15 protein-coding genes are annotated in these 16807 nt (G+C 64.4%); 3 read left to right on the plus strand and 12 right to left on the minus strand.

Going from position 1 to position 16807, the window contains the following annotated elements:
• Window positions 1-8 precede the first annotated feature (8 nt).
• Entirely contained in the window at window positions 9-1046 is a 1038-nt protein-coding gene (locus tag FXB38_RS30055; RefSeq protein ID WP_148754600.1) for a class 1 fructose-bisphosphatase, read from the minus strand.
• Between the two features lie 116 nt (window positions 1047-1162).
• Here FXB38_RS30055 and FXB38_RS30060 point away from each other — a divergent pair, with 116 nt between their 5' ends.
• Window positions 1163-2140, plus strand: coding sequence for a LysR family transcriptional regulator (locus FXB38_RS30060; RefSeq protein ID WP_148754601.1), 978 nt, complete (start codon window positions 1163-1165; stop codon window positions 2138-2140).
• A 103-nt stretch (window positions 2141-2243) separates the two neighbouring features.
• Here the strand turns inward: FXB38_RS30060 and FXB38_RS30065 are convergent, their stop codons facing one another.
• The 9 genes from FXB38_RS30065 to FXB38_RS30105 form a co-directional block, all read right to left on the minus strand.
• Window positions 2244-2453: a hypothetical protein gene (locus FXB38_RS30065; RefSeq protein WP_148754602.1), complete on the minus strand. Its 210-nt coding sequence runs from the start codon at window positions 2451-2453 to the stop codon at window positions 2244-2246.
• Between the two features lie 139 nt (window positions 2454-2592).
• Window positions 2593-3012 carry a DUF4118 domain-containing protein gene (locus tag FXB38_RS30070; protein ID WP_148754603.1) on the minus strand — a complete coding sequence of 140 codons (420 nt, stop codon included), beginning with the start codon at window positions 3010-3012 and terminating at the stop codon, window positions 2593-2595.
• Between the two features lie 139 nt (window positions 3013-3151).
• The gene (locus FXB38_RS30075; protein ID WP_148754604.1) at window positions 3152-4345 is read right to left on the minus strand and encodes an MFS transporter; all 1194 of its coding nucleotides are present in this window, start codon (window positions 4343-4345) and stop codon (window positions 3152-3154) included.
• 67 nt (window positions 4346-4412) lie between these two features.
• Window positions 4413-4967 (minus strand): TetR/AcrR family transcriptional regulator, encoded by a 555-nt coding sequence (locus FXB38_RS30080; RefSeq protein WP_246230242.1) that lies wholly within the window; start codon window positions 4965-4967, stop codon window positions 4413-4415.
• Window positions 4968-5710: 743 nt separating this feature from the next.
• Window positions 5711-7357 carry a GMC family oxidoreductase gene (locus FXB38_RS30085; protein ID WP_148754606.1) on the minus strand — a complete coding sequence of 549 codons (1647 nt, stop codon included), beginning with the start codon at window positions 7355-7357 and terminating at the stop codon, window positions 5711-5713.
• 14 nt (window positions 7358-7371) lie between these two features.
• A complete protein-coding gene (locus tag FXB38_RS30090) occupies window positions 7372-7965 on the minus strand; it encodes a GNAT family N-acetyltransferase (RefSeq protein WP_148754607.1) in 594 nt (197 codons plus the stop codon).
• Window positions 7966-8073: 108 nt separating this feature from the next.
• Entirely contained in the window at window positions 8074-9000 is a 927-nt protein-coding gene (locus FXB38_RS30095; protein WP_148754608.1) for an SMP-30/gluconolactonase/LRE family protein, read from the minus strand.
• 137 nt (window positions 9001-9137) lie between these two features.
• A complete protein-coding gene (locus tag FXB38_RS30100) occupies window positions 9138-9971 on the minus strand; it encodes an AraC family transcriptional regulator (protein WP_187435245.1) in 834 nt (277 codons plus the stop codon).
• A 220-nt stretch (window positions 9972-10191) separates the two neighbouring features.
• On the minus strand, window positions 10192-10539 hold the full coding sequence (locus FXB38_RS30105) for a hypothetical protein (RefSeq protein WP_148754609.1): 348 nt from the start codon (window positions 10537-10539) through the stop codon (window positions 10192-10194).
• Window positions 10540-10721: 182 nt separating this feature from the next.
• Between FXB38_RS30105 and FXB38_RS30110 the strand changes: the two genes are divergently transcribed.
• The gene (locus tag FXB38_RS30110; RefSeq protein WP_148754610.1) at window positions 10722-10946 is read left to right on the plus strand and encodes a hypothetical protein; all 225 of its coding nucleotides are present in this window, start codon (window positions 10722-10724) and stop codon (window positions 10944-10946) included.
• A gap of 281 nt (window positions 10947-11227) precedes the next feature.
• On the opposite strand, the gene FXB38_RS30115 is transcribed toward FXB38_RS30110, so the two are convergent.
• Complete coding sequence (locus FXB38_RS30115; protein WP_148754611.1) at window positions 11228-11884, minus strand: glutathione S-transferase family protein; 657 nt, start codon at window positions 11882-11884, stop codon at window positions 11228-11230.
• A gap of 178 nt (window positions 11885-12062) precedes the next feature.
• Here FXB38_RS30115 and FXB38_RS30120 point away from each other — a divergent pair, with 178 nt between their 5' ends.
• On the plus strand, window positions 12063-13286 hold the full coding sequence (locus tag FXB38_RS30120) for a polyhydroxyalkanoate depolymerase (protein WP_148754612.1): 1224 nt from the start codon (window positions 12063-12065) through the stop codon (window positions 13284-13286).
• A 128-nt stretch (window positions 13287-13414) separates the two neighbouring features.
• Here the strand turns inward: FXB38_RS30120 and FXB38_RS30125 are convergent, their stop codons facing one another.
• The gene (locus FXB38_RS30125; protein ID WP_347340244.1) at window positions 13415-16783 is read right to left on the minus strand and encodes an adenylate/guanylate cyclase domain-containing protein; all 3369 of its coding nucleotides are present in this window, start codon (window positions 16781-16783) and stop codon (window positions 13415-13417) included.
• Window positions 16784-16807: the final 24 nt, after the last annotated feature.

Below are 16807 nucleotides of genomic sequence, written 5' to 3' on the forward strand. Positions count from 1 at the left end.
GCCTCCCATCACAACCGGAAGAAGCCGCGCCGCGCGAACAGCGGCGCCGAGACGCTGGCAACGAGCAGCGGATCGCAGTGCAGCTCGGCGACGCGCCGCACCTCGTTACTCGACCCCATGACCAGCGGCACGCGCTGGTGCAGGCTGTCCGCCGCGAGGTCGAGGACGCGCTCGCGCCCGGTCGAAGCGGAGCCGCCGGCCTGCTCGATAATCATCGCCATCGGATGGGCTTCGTAGGTCAAACGCAGGCGGCCGTCGCCATAGCCAGGACGCGCGTCAGAGGGATAGAGGAAGATGCCGCCGCGGGTGAGGATGCGATAGGCCTCCGCGACGAGCGAGCCGATCCAGCGCATATTGAAATTATGGTTGGCGGGTCCGTCGACACCGGCGAGGCATTCGTCGATGAAGGCACGCATCGGCGGGTCCCAATGCCGGCGGTTGGACGCATTGATCGCGAACTCGTCGCACGCCTCGGAGATCTGCACGCTGCTGCGCGCGAGCCGGAAACAGCCGGCCTTGCGGTCGAGGGTGAAGATGTCGACACCGTCGCCGAGCGTCAGCACCAGCGAAGTCTGCGGGCCGTAGGTCACGAAGCCCGCGGCGAGCTGCGCCGAGCCGCGCTGATGGAAAGCGAGCGATAGGTCGTCCGGCGCGGGCAGAATCGAGAAGATCGTGCCGACGGTCATGTTGAGATCGATGTTGGAGGAGCCGTCGAGCGGATCGATTGCGACGCAGATCTTTGCTTCGCGGTCTCCGATCTGCGGCTCGCGCATCTCCTCCGATGCCAGCGCCGCGACCGGCACCTTGCCGAGGCAGCGGCGCAGGATCGCATCCGCCTGGATGTCGAGATCGCGCTGGAGATCGCCGTCGCTGTTGCGGCCCGTGGTCAGGCCCGAGGCGTCCGCAAGATCGCCGGTGCTGATGAGGTCGGCGATCTCGATCGCGGCCGCCGCGATGGCATCGACTGCGGCCCCCACCGCCAGCGCGTGCGGTGCCGTCTCGGAATACCGTTGAAGGTGGTCGTCCAGCCTGAGTTGCCCGGTCATGCGTCCATCCCTTCTGGGCGCCGCATCCAGTTCCCTCCCCGGCGGAGGTCGGTGCGGTCGGTCCCGGCATAAGGAGATTGACAGGGGCAGCTTAATAAGGAAAATTTCTAATTATAATGAGCGCCAAAGAATTTTCTTATAGTGGTCCCGGCCATGCGGCGGCCCAGCTCCGGCATCTGACGATCCGGCAGTTGCGCTCGCTTGCGGCGCTTTCGGCCAAGGGCAGCGTCACCGCGGCCTCGACCCAACTCGGGCTGACCCAGCCGGCCGTAACCCAGCAGCTGAGGCAGCTCCAGGACCTCGCCGGCCTGCCGCTGGTGCAGCGGACCGGCGACGGCATGCTGCTGACGGAGGCAGGCCGCGAGGTCCTGGCGCTCGCCGAGCGCGTCGAGGCCGCGATCACGGACTGTCAGGGCGCGCTCGACCTGCTCGCCGGAAGAACCGCCGGCACGGTGCATCTCGGCGCGGTCTCGACCGCGAAATATTTCGTGCCGCACGCAATCGCGGCATTCTCCAAGCGCTCACCGAAGATCGAGATCAAGCTGACTATCGGCAACCGCGAGGAGATCCGCGAGGCCATCCACGGCTACGAGCTCGATTTCGCGGTGATGGGTCGGCCACCGGCCGACGTCAGCGTCGACGTACGCCAACTCGGGCGCAATCCGCACATCATCGTCGCGCGCAAGGGGCATTGGCTGGAGAAGGATTCGGGCCTCAGCCTGACCGATCTCGTGCACGAGACCTTCCTCACCCGCGAGCCGGGATCGGGCACACGCACGCTGATGGAGGGAATGTTCCAGAAGTCCGATCTCGAACCGATCATCGGCATGGAGATGAGCAGCAACGAGACCATCAAGCAGGCGGTGATCGCCGGACTCGGCATCGCCTTCATCTCGGCGCATACGGTGGCGCATGAGCTCGCCGAAGGCCGACTGATCGTGCTCGACGTCGCGGGCCTGCCGATTGTCCGGCAATGGTACGTGATCCGCCGCAGCGACAAGGTGCTGTTGCCACCGGCGCAGGCGATGTTCGATTTTTTGGGATCGGAAGGCGCGAATTATCTGCCCGAGGTGCCCGATTTCGGCGGGCGATAGCGCCGCCGGCGCTTACCCATCAGCTTCATTGCGATCGTCGCCGCCAGAATGACGATGATCTGGAGGAGGCCCTTCGCTGACGTTCGCGTCGGATGGTTAACAATCAGGCAGCGAGCGGCGTGGCGTAATCGGCGCGCGCGGCGAAATAGGCCTCCAGCTCCGACAGCGCGCGGGCTTCCCACTCGCTGGCCTGCTGAAGCAGCGACCAGCGCTGGCCCGGCCGAAACGCCGCGGTCTGGCGATAGAGCGATGCGATGCCGCGGTAGCGGCGCACGTTCTCGAAAATGGCGTGTCCGTTGATTTGGCCGTTCATGTCGAAAAAACTCCCTCGTATTCCCACGGAGGAAATTGCGGCCAAATCTTTTTCGAAAAGTTAGCGGCGCGATCCAGCTGCACGGATGGTTGCCGGACTGTTGCCCGCGCGCAACGCGCACGCTCCGTACAACACCTGATTATTGCGAATTCGTTGCCGCGCTCTCGCCGGAGGATTTGAGTCCGCCGCGGCTGATGATCGTCATGCTCGCGCGGCAGAGATCGGCGAGGCCGATCAGGAGCACGGCCAGCAAGAAGAACAAGTTGATGGAATCCGCGCTCGCACTGGACAGCGGCGTGAACTCGAAGAAGGGCGGGATGAACGCCCACCACACCAGCGGAACAGTGAGCAGTGCGGCGAACACCGCTGCCGGTGCGCCCGCGACAATGCCGAGCACGAACAGGCTGGGCAGGAACGCCGCGAAGTAGAGCTTTGCGCCGAGCACAACGCAGACGGCTTGAAGCGCAGCCGACACCGCGACAACGACAAAACCGAGCACAAACGCCTGCCACGACCATGGCCGTACTCGCGGTACGCCATACAGTCCCGCACGCCTCATAGGGCCTCCCCTGCCGCCGCTTAACCAGGCTGCTTGCGACCAAAGTACTACAGCTCAAGGGAATCCGCGAGACGGAAATTGCACCCGCCGGGCCGCCGACCCAACCCTTGGTAAACGGCCACGGCACACAATCGTACCTCTATTCGGTTGCCGCGTAGATCAGGCTCGCGACCGGCAGCGCAAGGCCAATGGCCGAGGCCAGCGTCCAGCCGCCTTGCGCGAACGCCCAGGTGCCGAGCGCAGACCCGGCCGCACCGGCCGCGAAGAACGTCGCCATATAGAGCCCGTTGAGACGGCTGCGGTTCTCGTGCCCAAGCACGAAGATGGCCCGGAAGCCCACTATGACATTGCCCTGCACGCCGAAATCGATCGCAATCGCGGCAACGACGAGGCAGGCGAGATTGAGGACGGACCCGGCCGCGCCGACATGCGTCACCAGGAAGCCCAGGGCGACAAACAGCATCGCGGCGATCGTGGCGATGCGGCTATGGCCGCGATCGGCCAGCCGTCCTGCGATCGGCGCCGCGAACACGCCGGACACGCCGGCGAGCGCGAACAGGGCGATGCCGCTCTGCGTGAAGCCGAACTGGCTCGCGAGCTGGAGCGGCACCACCGTCCAGAACAGGGTGAAGGCGCCGAACAGGCCGGCCTGATAGAGCGCACGGCGCCGCAAGAGCGGCGTCGCGCGCACCAGATGCGGCATCGACAGCAGCAGCGCGCCGTAATGCATCCGGGCCACCGGCCTGCGTTTCGGCAGCGTGAGACGCAGCACGACCGCGAGCACGATCATCAACGCTGCCGAGCCGAAGAACACCGCATGCCACGACAGCGCCGCCGTGACGAAGCTCGACACCGGCCGCGCCAGCATGATTCCGAGCATCAATCCGGTCGAGACGTTGCCGACGACGCGGCCGCGAATGGCCTCCGGCGCGAGATGGGCGGCATAGGGAATGATGACCTGCACCGCCACCGAGCCGAGGCCGATGAACAGCGCGGCAATCAGGAACGGCAGCGCATGGGTCGCAAACGCGGCCGCGAGCAGCGCCGCCGCACCGAGCGTGATGACGGTGCAGATCAGCATGCGGTTCTCGACAAGATCGCCGAGCGGCACGATGAAGAGCAAGCCGGTGCCGTAACCGATCTGCGTCATGGTCACGATCAGGCCGGCGGCGGCATGCGACAGGCCGAGCGCGGCGCTGATCGGGGCGATCAGCGGCTGGGCGTAGTAGATGTTGGCGGCGACCATGCCACAGGCCGCGGCAAGCACGAAGGTCAGTCGTTGCGACACGGCATCCGGCTCGGGTGCGGCGTCGATCGTGGCATTCATCGTCATTCCAAACTCTCCGGCACGTCAAAGTCTCCAGATATAGGAAACGATCATTTCCTAATTTGACTAATGTTCAGGCAAGCAGCTTCATCGCGACGCCGGCCAGGCGCTCGCAGTCGAGCGGCAGGCGCACCTTGCCGACGACGCGCAGGCCCTGCGTCATGCAGATCATCAGCCGCGCGGTGTCGTCCGCTTCGACATGGTCCGGAATCGAGCCGTCCGCCTGCCCTTCGCGAATGAGGCCGGCGATGAAGTTCTCGTTGGTCTTGAGCTGCGCCGTGACGCGCGCCCGCATCACCGGATCGACCGCCGACAGCTCGACCGCACTGCCGACCACGATGCAGCCGCGGCGCCCCTCGCTGCCCTGGGAGTGCTCGACATAGGACAGCAGCACGTTGCGCAATTTTTCGCGGCCGTTCGCACCCCGCGCCGCCGCGGCGCGGGTCTGCTCCCCGCGCACCGTGGCGTAACGTTCGAAGGCGGCGAGGAACACGGCATGCTTGTCGCGAAACGCCTTGTAGACGCTGCCCGTGGCAAGCCGCATCGCGGCGGTCAGCTCTCCGATCGAGGTGGCATGATAGCCGCGCTCGCAAAACACCCGGATCGCGCCGTCGAGGGCCGTCTCCATGTCAAACTCCCGGGGACGGCCCGGCGGCTGGGGAGAAGATTGAGACTGACGTGCGGATTTTTGCATTGCGGGATAATAGGGAATAATCGTTTCCTAATCAAGACACCTGGTTGTGATTGGGAGGATGGGGACGGGCAGGCTTGCGATGCTGACGCGGCCAGTCCCGTCATCCTGAGGCGCGCGTTCGGCGGCGCATGCGCCGCTGAACAAGCCTCGAAGGATGAACGGCCGAGATGACGCAGCCGGGCCGTCGCCCTTCGAGGGCCGCTGAAAAAGCGGCCACCTCAGGGTGACGGTGAGAGATTTGAGCTCGCCGCTCTCTCCATTCGTCATTGCGAGCGCAGCGAAGCAATCCAGAGTCTTTCCGCGGTGACCGTCTGGATTGCTTCGCTGCGCTCGCAATGACGGAGCAAGGTGCGGCATCGCGGTTTCCAACTCGCATCTCAATCGCAGACACACGCTCGCATCCTCGCGGCATATTCCGCCCGAGCTATGCTCTCTCCGTTACACCCTCATGAAAGAGGGCGCAGGGAAGGCCGGGTGCTGACCTCGCACCCACGGTCCGCTGTGCGCAAGTAGCGCAAGGAAAAATGCACAGCGGCAATGACCACGACGCCTTCAGTTCGTAGGGGGTTGGCGTCAGCGTAACCCACCTCTTTGGTTTCCGCATCGAGAGAAGTGGTGGGTTACGCCGCGCGGACTGCGCTTCGCGCAACCGCGAGGCTAAACCCACCCTACGCAGCTTACGCCACCGCTGCATCCGGCACGCGGGCGGCTTCCATCGGCTGCTTGCCGCGGATCAGGTCCGAGGCACGATCCGCGATCATCATCGTGGACGCATTCAGGTTCGCCGAGATCATGCGCGGCATCACCGAGGCGTCGATCACGCGCAAGCCTTCGAGGCCGTGGACGCGAAGCTGGTCGTCGACCACCGCCCAGGTCGAATCCGCCGGGCCCATGCGGCAGGTGCAGCCGGGGTGGAAGGTGGTGGTGCCGCGTTCGGTGGCGGCGGCCAGGAACTCGTCGTCGGTATTGATGTTCGGGCCCGGGAAATCCTCGTAGGCGTAATAGGGCGACAGCGGCGCGGATTTCAGCAGGCGCCGCGCGAGCTTCATGCCGCCGACGATGACACGGCGGTCCAGCTCGGCGTCGAGATAGTTGGTCTGGATGATCGGCGGCGCAAACGGATCGCTCGAGCGGATGCGGACATAGCCGCGGCTTTCCGGGCGCTGCTGCCAGGAGGCGACCGTCATGCCGGGCTCGTCCTCGAGCTGGCCCTGCACGCCTTCCTTGTAGCTCGCCGGCGTAAAGGTGAGCTGCAAGTCGGAACTATCAGCGCTCTCGCCGGAATGCCAGAAGCAATAGACCATGGTCGGCGACAGCGAGAGCAGGCCGCGGCGCGCGGTCGCCCATTTCAGCGCCTCGACCCACAGCGAGAAGCCGCGGCGAAGCTCGTTGATGGTCTTGATGTCTTTTACGCGCGCCACCGTGCGCGGGGCATAGTGATCTTGCAGCCCTTCACCGACCGGCAGTGCGTGACGCACCTCGACGCCATGGGCCCGCAACAGGTCCGGCGAGCCGACGCCGGAAAGCTGCAGCAGCTGCGGCGAATTGTAAGTGCCGCCGGAGAGGATCACTTCCTTGTTGGCGCGCACCTCGACCGGCGTGCCGCCGTGGCCGCCCTTCATGTAGCGCACGCCGACGGCACGCTTGCCTTCAAAGATGATCTCGGTGGCGTGCGCATGCGTGTGCACATGCACGTTCGGCCGCTTCATCGCGGGCTTGAGGAACGCGGTCGAGCCGGAGACGCGCAGGCCCTTGTCGATGGTGCGCTGGCAGTAGGAGACGCCTTCCTGCTTCGCGCCGTTGTAATCGGGGTTGCGGGGGATGCCGAGCGAGACCGCTCCTTCCATGAAGGCTTCGCAGAGCGGATCGCGCCACTCCATCGTGGTGACGGTGAGCTTGCCGTCGCGCCCGCGATAGATGTCCTCGCCCTCGCCGACCCGCTTCTCGAGCCGCCGGAAATAGGGCAGCACGTCGGCATAGCCCCAGCCGCGATTGCCCATCTGCGCCCAGGTGTCGAAATCCATGCGCTGGCCGCGATTGTAGATATGGCCGTTGATCGAGGACGAGCCGCCGAGCGTCTTGCCGCGCGGCGCGTAGATGCTGCGCCCGCCGGTGTAGGGCCCGACCTCCTGCTGGTAGGCCCAGTTGATGCTCTTCATGTGGAAGGTCTTGATGAAACCCGCCGGCAGATGGATGTACGGATGCCAGTCGCTGGGGCCCGCCTCCAGCACGCAGACGCTGGTGGCGGGATCTTCGCTGAGCCGGCTGGTGAGGACGCAGCCGGCGGAGCCCGCGCCGATAATCACGTAATCAAATCTATCCATAGTGCCTCGGCCGCTCAGCGCGGCTTGTCGTTGAGTTGATAATTCAAATGCGTGCGCACCGTCGGCCATTCGGCCGCGGTAATGCTATACACGACGGTGTCGCGCAGCGTGCCGTTTGGCGCGACCTGGTGGCTGCGCAGAATGCCGTCCTGCTTGGCGCCGAGGCGCTCGATGGCGCGGCGGCTCTGGTGGTTGAAGAAATGCGTGCGGAATTCGACCGCGATGCAGTTCAGGGTCTCGAAGGCATGAGTCAGCAGCAGCAGCTTGCACTGCGTGTTGAGCGGGCCGCGCTGCGCGCTCTTGCCATACCAGGTCGAGCCGATCTCGACGCGGCGGTTGGTAGCATCGATGTTCATATAGGTGGTCTGGCCGACAATCTTGCCGGCGGCGTCGAACACGGTGAACGGCAGCATCGAGCCCGCGGCCTGGAGGCCGAGGCGGCGGTCGATCTCCTTGGCCACGTTCTCTGGCGTCGGGATCGCGGTGTACCAGATCGTGTGGAGCTCGCCGTCCTTCACGGCCTCCACCAGCCCCTCGCGATGCTCCTTCGACAGCGGCTCGAGACGGGCGTGCTGTCCACGCAGGGTGATGGGATCAGGCCAGGGCATTGAGGTTGTCTCCTTACGTCATTGCGAGCGAAGCGAAGCAATCCAGAATGTTACGGCGGAGGCAGCTGGATTGCTTCGTCGCTTCGCTCCTCGCAATGACGGCTTGGCTCACTTATTCAAAAAATTCAACGGCAAACCGCCGCGCGGCCAATCCATGGCGACCAGCTCGCCTTTCCCCGATAGCGTGATGTAGGCGGTCTTGAGCCCGGGGCCGCCGAAGGCGATGTTGGTGGTGACGCGGTCGCCGGTCGGGACCTGCTCGACCAGGGTGCCATCCGGCGCGATCACCGAGATGCAGCCGGAGACAAGCGTAGCGACGCAGACATTGCCGTTGGCCTCCACCGCGAGCGAGTCGAACATCTGGTAGCCGCCGAGGCCGCAAATCGGGTTGCCCCGTTCGCCACGATAGATCACCTCGCGCGGCTTCAGCGTGCCGGGCGCGGAGAGCTCATAGGCCCAGAGCCGGCCCGTAGGCGTCTCCGCGATGTAGACAGTGTTTTCGTCCGGCGAGAGACCAATGCCATTGGCCGGCAGCACGCCGTGCACGACCTCGACGATCTCCCTCATGCCGGGCTTGAGATAGTACATGCCGCCGACATCCATCTCGCGGGCGCGACGCTTGCCGAGGTCGGAGAACCACAGGCCGCCATGCTTGTCGAACACGAGATCGTTCGGCCCGCGCAGATCGTGCTCGCCGCATTTGGTCACGACGGTCTCGACCTTGCCGGATTGCAGATCGACGCGCTGGATCGAGCCGCCGAGATAATCGTCCGGCTGCGGTCCCGGCATGATCATGTTGCGGGTCGGGATCCAGGAGAAGCCGCCATTGTTGCAGATGTAGATCTTGCCGTCGGGGCCGAGGGCCGCACCGTTCGGACCGCCCGGCACCTTGGCCACGATCTCCTTACGGCCGTCGGGATAAACGCGGGTCAGGCGCTGGCCGCGGATTTCCACCAGCACCACCGAACCATCAGGCATCACGACCGGCCCTTCTGGAAATTCGAGGTCGGTGGCGAGAACACGGACGTTGGACATTGGGGGACCCTCCCGGCTGCTTGTTATGGCTTGCTCGGGATGTCCGGCACGGGCCCCGCTGGCAAGTTTTGCCAGCGGTTATGACAAAGTAGGTCCCCCTTGCCAAGCAAGCGGGATGGTATGCCAGCGTTGCAGCGCTACTCTCTTACGGGCACCCAAATCTCGAAGCCGCCGTTGCCGGTCACGGGATCGAACTTCTCATCGTACCGCTCGAAGTTCGGCGCGTCCGCGGCCTTCAGGCCCGAGGCCGGCAGCCACTGATTCCAGATCGTGTTGACCGTGCGGCGGATCGAGGCGACGTGGTCGGTGTGGGTGAACACCGCATAGCGCTGCTCGGGGATGCGGATGCGGCCGAGCCCGCGCGGCAGATCGGAGAAGTCAGCAACCTCGACGCCGGCGATGTAATCGAAATTGCCGGCATCGTCGCCGTTGCAGCACACGCCGTAGGCGACGCTCCCGACGCGCGCGGGAATGCCGGCGACCTCCTGATGGAAACGCTGCCACAGGCCAGGAATGATGGCGCCGTTGTCGCAGGTGATGCGCTCGGCGAGGCCGGCGACGAGGAAGGCCTTTGCAGTTTCGAAACGCGGGGCTTTGAGATCGTCGAGCATAGTGGACTCCATGAGGATCGGCTCCTGAAGTGTGAGATGGTTGACGCATGTCGCGGCCCGCACCGCTTCGGGCGTGGTGCCGAACTGGTCGCGGAACGCGCGGGTGAATGCTTCGTGCGAGCCGTAATCCGCCTCCAGCGCCAGCGACAGAATATTCGGCGCGCCCTTGGCAAGGTTGCGCGCCGCCTCACTCAGCCGCCGTGCGCGCACGTAGCGCATCACCGGCAGGCCGACTGCTGCGGCAAACGCACGCACCATGTGGAACCGCGACACGCCCCCGATCGCAGCAATCTCGTCGAGCGTCATCGGCTCGGCCAGATGGCTCTCGATGTACCAGAGCGCGCGCTGGGCTGGGTTCATGGTTACGACTCTCGTTCGAAGCGTGGCGATGATGCGCGTGCTTTCTGCGCTCCGCTTGATCAGGATTGCTCGCGTGCTCCGGATGCAGTGCAACGCGCCGCGCTTCGCGGCGTGGTGCGCTGCTAAGCCGGGGCCCATATTGCCGCGATCTCGTGGTCCCTGGGTCCCGGCTCTGCGTCGCGTCATTTCATGCCACGCCGCGTCCGGGACATGACACCACCTACTTCGCATCCTTCGGCGGCGGCGCGTCCTGCTTCTTCTTCAGATCGTCCGCCTGCTTCACTTGGGCCGCCTGGAGATCGCCGATGGTCTTCTGGAGGCCTATGAGCGTCACCTTTAGCGCGTCGATCTGACGGTTGGCGGCATCGACTTTTTGCTGGTGATCGAGATTGAGCCTGGTGATGGTCTTCTGGAGAAAATCGACATTGCTCTGGAGACAGCTCGTGCGCCGCTCCATGGTCTTCTCGACCGTGCAGATCTCGATGCCAGGGACGTCCTGCGCGTGCGCCGGCGCATGCGCGACGAGCGCTAACATGGCGAAACAAACGGCGGCGAGCGTGCGCGGCATTCCGGTTCCTCATCAAATTAATCACGGCAATGTGCGCCGATTGAGCGCGCCTCCCCGAAGCTACCACACTCGTACCGCATTCTCGCGTTGAGCTTGGTTGTTCCCTCGGACGGGGAGCAGTGAACCGCGCGCGGAAGAAGTGGGCGCTCTTTCCGCGGCTTTGATTAGGGGAGATTTTTGGAATGGCAACGCGCGATAGACGTCTGGCGGAATTCGACGGTGCCGGCGAGCCGCCAGCTGGCCTGCCGGTCGAAGTGCTGTGCGAGGATCACAGCGGAACGTATCAACTGCCGTTCGCCTGCCGCTATGTCGAGGGCCGCTGGCAGAACGACGCGGCCGGCGTCCCGGTGGAAGCCACCGTCATCGGCTGGCGCGTGCCGCGCTTAAAGCATTCCGGCGTGGCCTGACAGCACTCGTCTGTCTCAAAATGCAACAGGGCCGCGCTCAGCCTTAACGAACGGAACGCGGCCCGAACGAATCACGTCCGAATCAGCCGTTTGGCGCTGTACGCGGCTGTTCACGGCTAGATGTCGACAAGGCCCCGCTATGGCGCACAATATCTGCGCGACGTGACCGCTGCCCCTCGCCAATTGCCGGCGCCAAAAGTTAATATTGACAAGGACATAGGGGGCGGCTGGGGCGCAGTCCGTCGCCGCCCCGGAAACAGGCAGAGCGGTGCAGCGTCTGCCTAATATTCGACCTCGAGCTCCTCGATCTCGGCCGGCTCTTCCTTCGCGGCCACGATCCATTCCTTCATCTCGGGCATCGCCATGATGGTGTCGGCATAGGCCTTGAGCCGCGGCTCGAGCTTGACGTCATAGGTGACGAAGCGCGTCACCACGGGGGCGTACATCGCATCCGCCATGGTGCGGGTCTCGCCGAACAGGAATGGGCCGCCGGATTTCGCCAGGCAGTCGCGCCAGATGAACCAGACCCGGTCGATGTCGGCCTGCGCGCGCGACCAGATCTTGAAGCCGGGAAAATGCCCCTTCAGATTGACCGGAAGCGAGGCGCGCAGCGTGGTGAAGCCGGAATGGATTTCCCCGCAGATCGAGCGGCAATGCGCGCGCTGGACGCGATCGGCGGGCAACAGTCCGGCGTCCGGCATCGCCTCGTTGAGATATTCGGCGATCGCGAGCGTATCCCAGACGGTGGCGCCGTCGTGACGCAGGCAGGGCACCAGGATCGAGGACGACAGCAGCAGGATTTCGGCGCGCGCCGACGCATCGTCCGGCGCGGTGACGATCTCCTCGAAATCGAGCCCGGAAAACTTCGTCAGCAGCCAGCCACGCAGCGACCAGGACGAGTAGTTCTTGCTGCTGATGGTCAGTGTCGCCTTCGCCATAGGGCCTTTCCCTCACGCCTTTGACTTGCAGTGACTTGCACGCCGCCCAGCCTGGGCGCGCCCGTCACCTGTGCTTCCTGCGAAATGAGCAGCAAGCGACGTGCCAGTTTTAAGGGCGGCCCGACGCGCTTCTGGCTCCGATATTGCATGGCACCATCGGACAGGTGGGCGCTTCAGTATGATGTCGATGTATTATCAGGCTTTTCAGAACCAGATGGACCTGACGGCGCCGTGGCGGGCGGGCGCCTCGTCCGCGCTCAAATTCCTCAATCTGGTGCCGCAGGGCCTGTCCGACCAGGTCGTCGGCCGGCTCTCGGCGGCGCTGGAGCTGATCTCGCGCTCCACCCTCACCTATGACCGCCCGGCCTACGGCATCGACAGCGTGATGGTGGGCAATCGCGAGGTCGGCGTCACCGAGGAGGTCGCCTACGCGACGCCGTTCGGCTCGCTGCTGCATTTCAAGAAGGACGGCGTGACCGAGCAGCCGCGCATGCTGCTGGTGGCGCCGATGTCCGGCCATTTCGCCACGCTGCTACGCGGCACGGTGAAGACGCTGCTGCAGGACCACGACGTCTACATCACCGACTGGCACAATCCGCGCGAGATCCCGCGCAGCGAGGGCCGCTTTGGGCTCGACGACTATACCGAGCATCTGGTCGACTTCCTCGGGCAATTGGGCCCGCGCCCGCATATGGTGGCGATCTGCCAGCCCTCGGTCTCGGCGCTCGCGGCCGCCGCGATCATGTGCGAGGGCAACCATCCCTCGCGGCCGGCGACGCTGACGCTGATGGCGGGGCCGATCGACACGCGGATCCAGCCGACCAAGGTCAACGACTTCGCCAAGAGCAAGCCGATCGAATGGTTCGAGCAGAACCTGATCAACTACGTGCCGGTGCAGTGCCGCGGCGCGCTCCGGAAAGTCTATCCTGGCTTCGTGCAGCTCACCGCCTTCGTCTCGATGAACCTCGAGCGCCACATCAAGCAGCACGTGGATCTCGCCAACCACATCGCCAAGGGCGAGAAGGAGAAGGCGGCGAGCATCAAGACCTTCTATGACGAATACTTTGCGGTGATGGACCTGCCGGCCGAGTTCTACATCGAGACGGTGCGCGACGTATTCCAGGAGCATCTGCTGCCGCTGGGCAAGCTGATGCATCGCGGCCGTCCCGTGGACACCAGGGCCGTCGGCCGGATGGGGCTGATGACCGTCGAGGGCGAGAAGGACGACATCTGCTCGATCGGCCAGACGCTCGCAGCGCAGGACCTCTGCACCGGCGTCCGCGCCTATCGCCGCGTCCATCACATGCAGGCCGGCGTCGGCCATTACGGCGTGTTCTCCGGCAAGCGCTGGAATAACGAGATCTATCCACTGCTGCGGGACTTCGTGCACGTGAATTCGTGAGGCTGCATTCCCTCGCCCTCGCGTCGCGCTGCGAACCCAATAGGCAATTGGGCGTCGAGCTTCGAAGATGCGGGCGGAACGATCGAGATGCCTCTCTTGCCACGGCCAGCTGGAGAAACGGCACGTAGCTAAGGCTCCCTCTCGAGCAGTTCCCTCGCTTCAATAACTTCTGGAAGATCTCGCTCCGCATCGAATCCAGCGAGCACGGGAGCCAGCGCCACGGACACTGCGCCCACCCGGCCATTCTTCTTGTGCAGGCGCGCAAGTCCAAGGGCGCTGCGCAGCTCAAAAGTCCTTGACTGTTGGTGTCGAGCGATCTCCAGCGCGCGATTGAGGGCATTTTCAGCCATGGAATCGGCCGCAGAGTCGTGACGCAACAAGAGCTCCCCCTGGACACGATGCAGCTCGGCATCAAGCCAATGCTGGCCGGATTGCCCTGCGGATGTGATCAATTCGCTCAAGATTTCCAGCCCGTTTTCGAGTTGGCCGGACTCCGCGTTCGCCATCGCGACATGCATCCCCCAAAACGGTTCACAGAGATAGCAGTCATTCTCGTGCAGCAAGGCCCAGCCGCGACGCATGTCCGTCAGTCCGGCCGTTCGATCGCCGGCGCGCCACTTGGCCAGGCCATGCAGGTAGGTGCCGGCGGCCACATACAGCGGCATCGTATGGTCGCGAGCGAGACCGAGCGCCAGGATCGTCTCTGTTTGCTGCAACATGCCCCCGCATAGTCCGTCGAACACGGCTCGATGGACAAGCGCATTGGCCTGGGAAAGCGCCCGCTTTTCGCCCGAAGCGCTCACCCCTTCAGCGGCGAGGCGGCGTGCGCGAGCGATTTCGCCAAGCGGCCAAAGCACCAGGGCAAGAAACCTCATGATCACGAACGGGAGATCCAGCGCCGAGGCCCTGAACGTCGCGGGATCCGGCTCGGCACCATAGATATCGAGTGCCTGCTCAAGATGCGCTCTCGCGTTCAAGTAGTCACCCCCGAACCAGCAGGTGACTCCACCCGTCCAATGCGCGACGACGGCGGCCACTGGCGAGTGCGGTCGTCGGTCAGCGGCGCTCATGATGGAATCCGCCAACTCCCGCATCGGAGCGAACTCGCCGTGTGTCAGGCAGGCATTGAAGAGGCCCGAATGGACTGGCGCAAGTTCAACCGGATCGTTGATGTCGGCTGCGATCCGTCGGGCGCGCGTCCATGCGGCCACCGTTTCCGGGGCGCTGTGCCCGAGACTGCCTCGTAATGCGCGGCCATATGCGATTTGAAGATGCAGCCTGCTCATCAACCGGCCAGGCTCATCGGGCAATTCATCGGCGGTGGCAATCGCCTTGCCAAAATGTGCAATCGCTTCGGAATAGGCCGAACGTTTCAACGCCTGCTGGCCCGCCTTGCGCCACCACTCGATGGCGGTTTCGCTCAGCCCGGCTTCCGTGAAGTGGTGTGCTATAATTTCAGGTTCAGTCTCGGCGACGATCGGAAACTTCTCACGCAGGACATCGCCGATACGCGCGTGAAGCACCTGCCGTTTGCTCTTAAGCAGGCTCTCGTAAGCTGCTTCCTGAACGAGAGCGTGCTTGAAACTATAGTCTGCTTCGGGAGGAGCCCCGCGACGCACCAGCAGTCCGGCCTCTCCGAGTTGCTCTAGCGCAGCGCTGAGCGTCAAATCATCGCGTCCCGCCACATATCTCAGCAGCGGGTATGAGAACTCGCGACCGATAGCGGCGCCTATCTGCGCCACCTCCTTGACTGGAGCCAGCCGGTCGAGCCGCGCCATCAGAGAATCCTGCAGCGTCGCCGGAATAGCGAGCGGCGGGAGCGGACGACCGAGGCGATAGCGCCCGGCATCTTCGACGAGCAGTCCGGACTCCAGCACCATCTTTGTCAGTTCCTCGACGAATAGCGGGATGCCATCCGTCCTGTCGATGATCTGCTTCATCATTTCGCGTGGCAGATGGCGACCAACGGTCACCTCCTCGACCAGCGCGCGCGTGTCCCGCCGATCGAGCCGGTCGAGCCGCACCAAGCTGACGTTGGCAAGGCCCGACCAGGAAGGCTCGAACTCCGGCCGGGCCGTCATGAGCACGAGTATCGGGAGTCCCCTGATCCGGTCGACCCCGAGATCGAACAGTTCAAGCGTCGTGGCATCGGCCCAATGCATATCCTCGCAGACAACCAGCAGGGGTTGCTCTCGCGCCAGCCCCTCAAGCTGATCGAGAAGGACGGCAAATGTCTGTCGTCGCTGCTGCGCTGGACTCAACCCGAGCGGTGGACAATGGTCGCTGGTTGGAATCGAAAGGAGAGCCGCAATGAGGGGTGTAGCTGGGGCGACCTGCTGTGTTCCAAGCGCCAGCATTGTCTCAAGCTTGTCGAGCTTTTGCCTGGGCGTGTCGTGCGAGCAGATGCCGGCGGCACGCTCGATCTGCGCGACAAAGGGATGAAGCGCGCTGTTGGTGTGGTAGGGCGAACACTGATACCGCACCCGGCGGTGCGCCCCCAAGGCGGGACTTTCGGACAGCGTTGCGACAATGCGCGACTTGCCGATGCCCGCTTCGCCAGAAATCAACACCATCTGGCCTTGCCCCTGCCATGCGAGCCGCTGGCGCGAGAGCGTGAATTCAATCTCCTCCTTGCGGCCGACAAAGCCGATCGAGCGGGCCGCACGGACCGCCTCGAACCGGCTCTCCGATGCGCCCGCCCCCTCGACCGCCCAGACCGCGATGGGTTCGGATATCCCCTTGACCTCGCGGCGGCCGAGATTGCGAAAAGTGAAGAGGTCGCCAAGCAGCCGTCGCGTCGACGACGCAACGACGACCGCCCCCGGTTCCGCCAGGCTCTGGAGCCGGGCAGCGAGGTTTGGTGTATCGCCGACCGTTGCGTGCTCTTCTGACGCATCGCCGCTGATGAGGTCGCCGACCACCACAAGCCCGGTCGCGATTGCGATCCGCAGTTCAACCCGCTCGTCGGCGCCTGTTTTGAGCCGACTAATCGCTGAGATGGCGTCCAGGCCCGCTCGCACTGCGCGCTCCGCATCATCCTCGTGGGCGCGGGGATAGCCGAAATAGACGAGTATTCCGTCACCGACGAACCTGACTATCTTGCCGTCATAGGCAGCAATGACGCTCGCGCAGGCGGCGCGGTAGGCCCGGATCACCTCCCACATATCCTCGGGATCGAGACGCGCCGAGAGTGCAGTCGAGCCGACCAGATCGCAAAACATAACGGTGAGGTGGCGCCGCTCGGCGTCCTGAGGAGGAGGAGCCGGCGATGCGATCAACGCGGCCGGATCGAGGTCAGCAATAGCACGCAGCATTTTACGGCGATGGCCGAGCAGGACTCCGAGCTTATCGAAGTCCTCGCTCATCAGTTCGGGAAGGACGTCCACGTCGATCCCATTTTGGGCAAAACGCTCCGCGTATTGTCCAAGTCCAAGGTTCTCGAGCCACTCCGCAATCTGCATTGGCTCCCACCGATCGTGTGGTTGGCGGTTTCGCAGAATTTTGGACCACGGCGCGGGGAC

The sequence above is a fragment of the Bradyrhizobium cytisi genome (genome assembly GCF_008123515.1).
Lineage (GTDB): Bacteria > Pseudomonadota > Alphaproteobacteria > Rhizobiales > Xanthobacteraceae > Bradyrhizobium > Bradyrhizobium cytisi.

Coding starts and splice junctions, on each gene's coding strand:
- FXB38_RS30055 (WP_148754600.1), bottom strand. CDS start 1,046: ATGACCGGGCAACTCAGGCTGGACGACCACCTTCAACGGTATTCCGAG.
- FXB38_RS30060 (WP_148754601.1), top strand. CDS start 1,163: ATGAGCGCCAAAGAATTTTCTTATAGTGGTCCCGGCCATGCGGCGGCC.
- FXB38_RS30065 (WP_148754602.1), bottom strand. CDS start 2,453: ATGAACGGCCAAATCAACGGACACGCCATTTTCGAGAACGTGCGCCGC.
- FXB38_RS30070 (WP_148754603.1), bottom strand. CDS start 3,012: ATGAGGCGTGCGGGACTGTATGGCGTACCGCGAGTACGGCCATGGTCG.
- FXB38_RS30075 (WP_148754604.1), bottom strand. CDS start 4,345: ATGACGATGAATGCCACGATCGACGCCGCACCCGAGCCGGATGCCGTG.
- FXB38_RS30080 (WP_246230242.1), bottom strand. CDS start 4,967: ATGGAGACGGCCCTCGACGGCGCGATCCGGGTGTTTTGCGAGCGCGGC.
- FXB38_RS30085 (WP_148754606.1), bottom strand. CDS start 7,357: ATGGATAGATTTGATTACGTGATTATCGGCGCGGGCTCCGCCGGCTGC.
- FXB38_RS30090 (WP_148754607.1), bottom strand. CDS start 7,965: ATGCCCTGGCCTGATCCCATCACCCTGCGTGGACAGCACGCCCGTCTC.
- FXB38_RS30095 (WP_148754608.1), bottom strand. CDS start 9,000: ATGTCCAACGTCCGTGTTCTCGCCACCGACCTCGAATTTCCAGAAGGG.
- FXB38_RS30100 (WP_187435245.1), bottom strand. CDS start 9,971: ATGAACCCAGCCCAGCGCGCGCTCTGGTACATCGAGAGCCATCTGGCC.
- FXB38_RS30105 (WP_148754609.1), bottom strand. CDS start 10,539: ATGCCGCGCACGCTCGCCGCCGTTTGTTTCGCCATGTTAGCGCTCGTC.
- FXB38_RS30110 (WP_148754610.1), top strand. CDS start 10,722: ATGGCAACGCGCGATAGACGTCTGGCGGAATTCGACGGTGCCGGCGAG.
- FXB38_RS30115 (WP_148754611.1), bottom strand. CDS start 11,884: ATGGCGAAGGCGACACTGACCATCAGCAGCAAGAACTACTCGTCCTGG.
- FXB38_RS30120 (WP_148754612.1), top strand. CDS start 12,063: ATGATGTCGATGTATTATCAGGCTTTTCAGAACCAGATGGACCTGACG.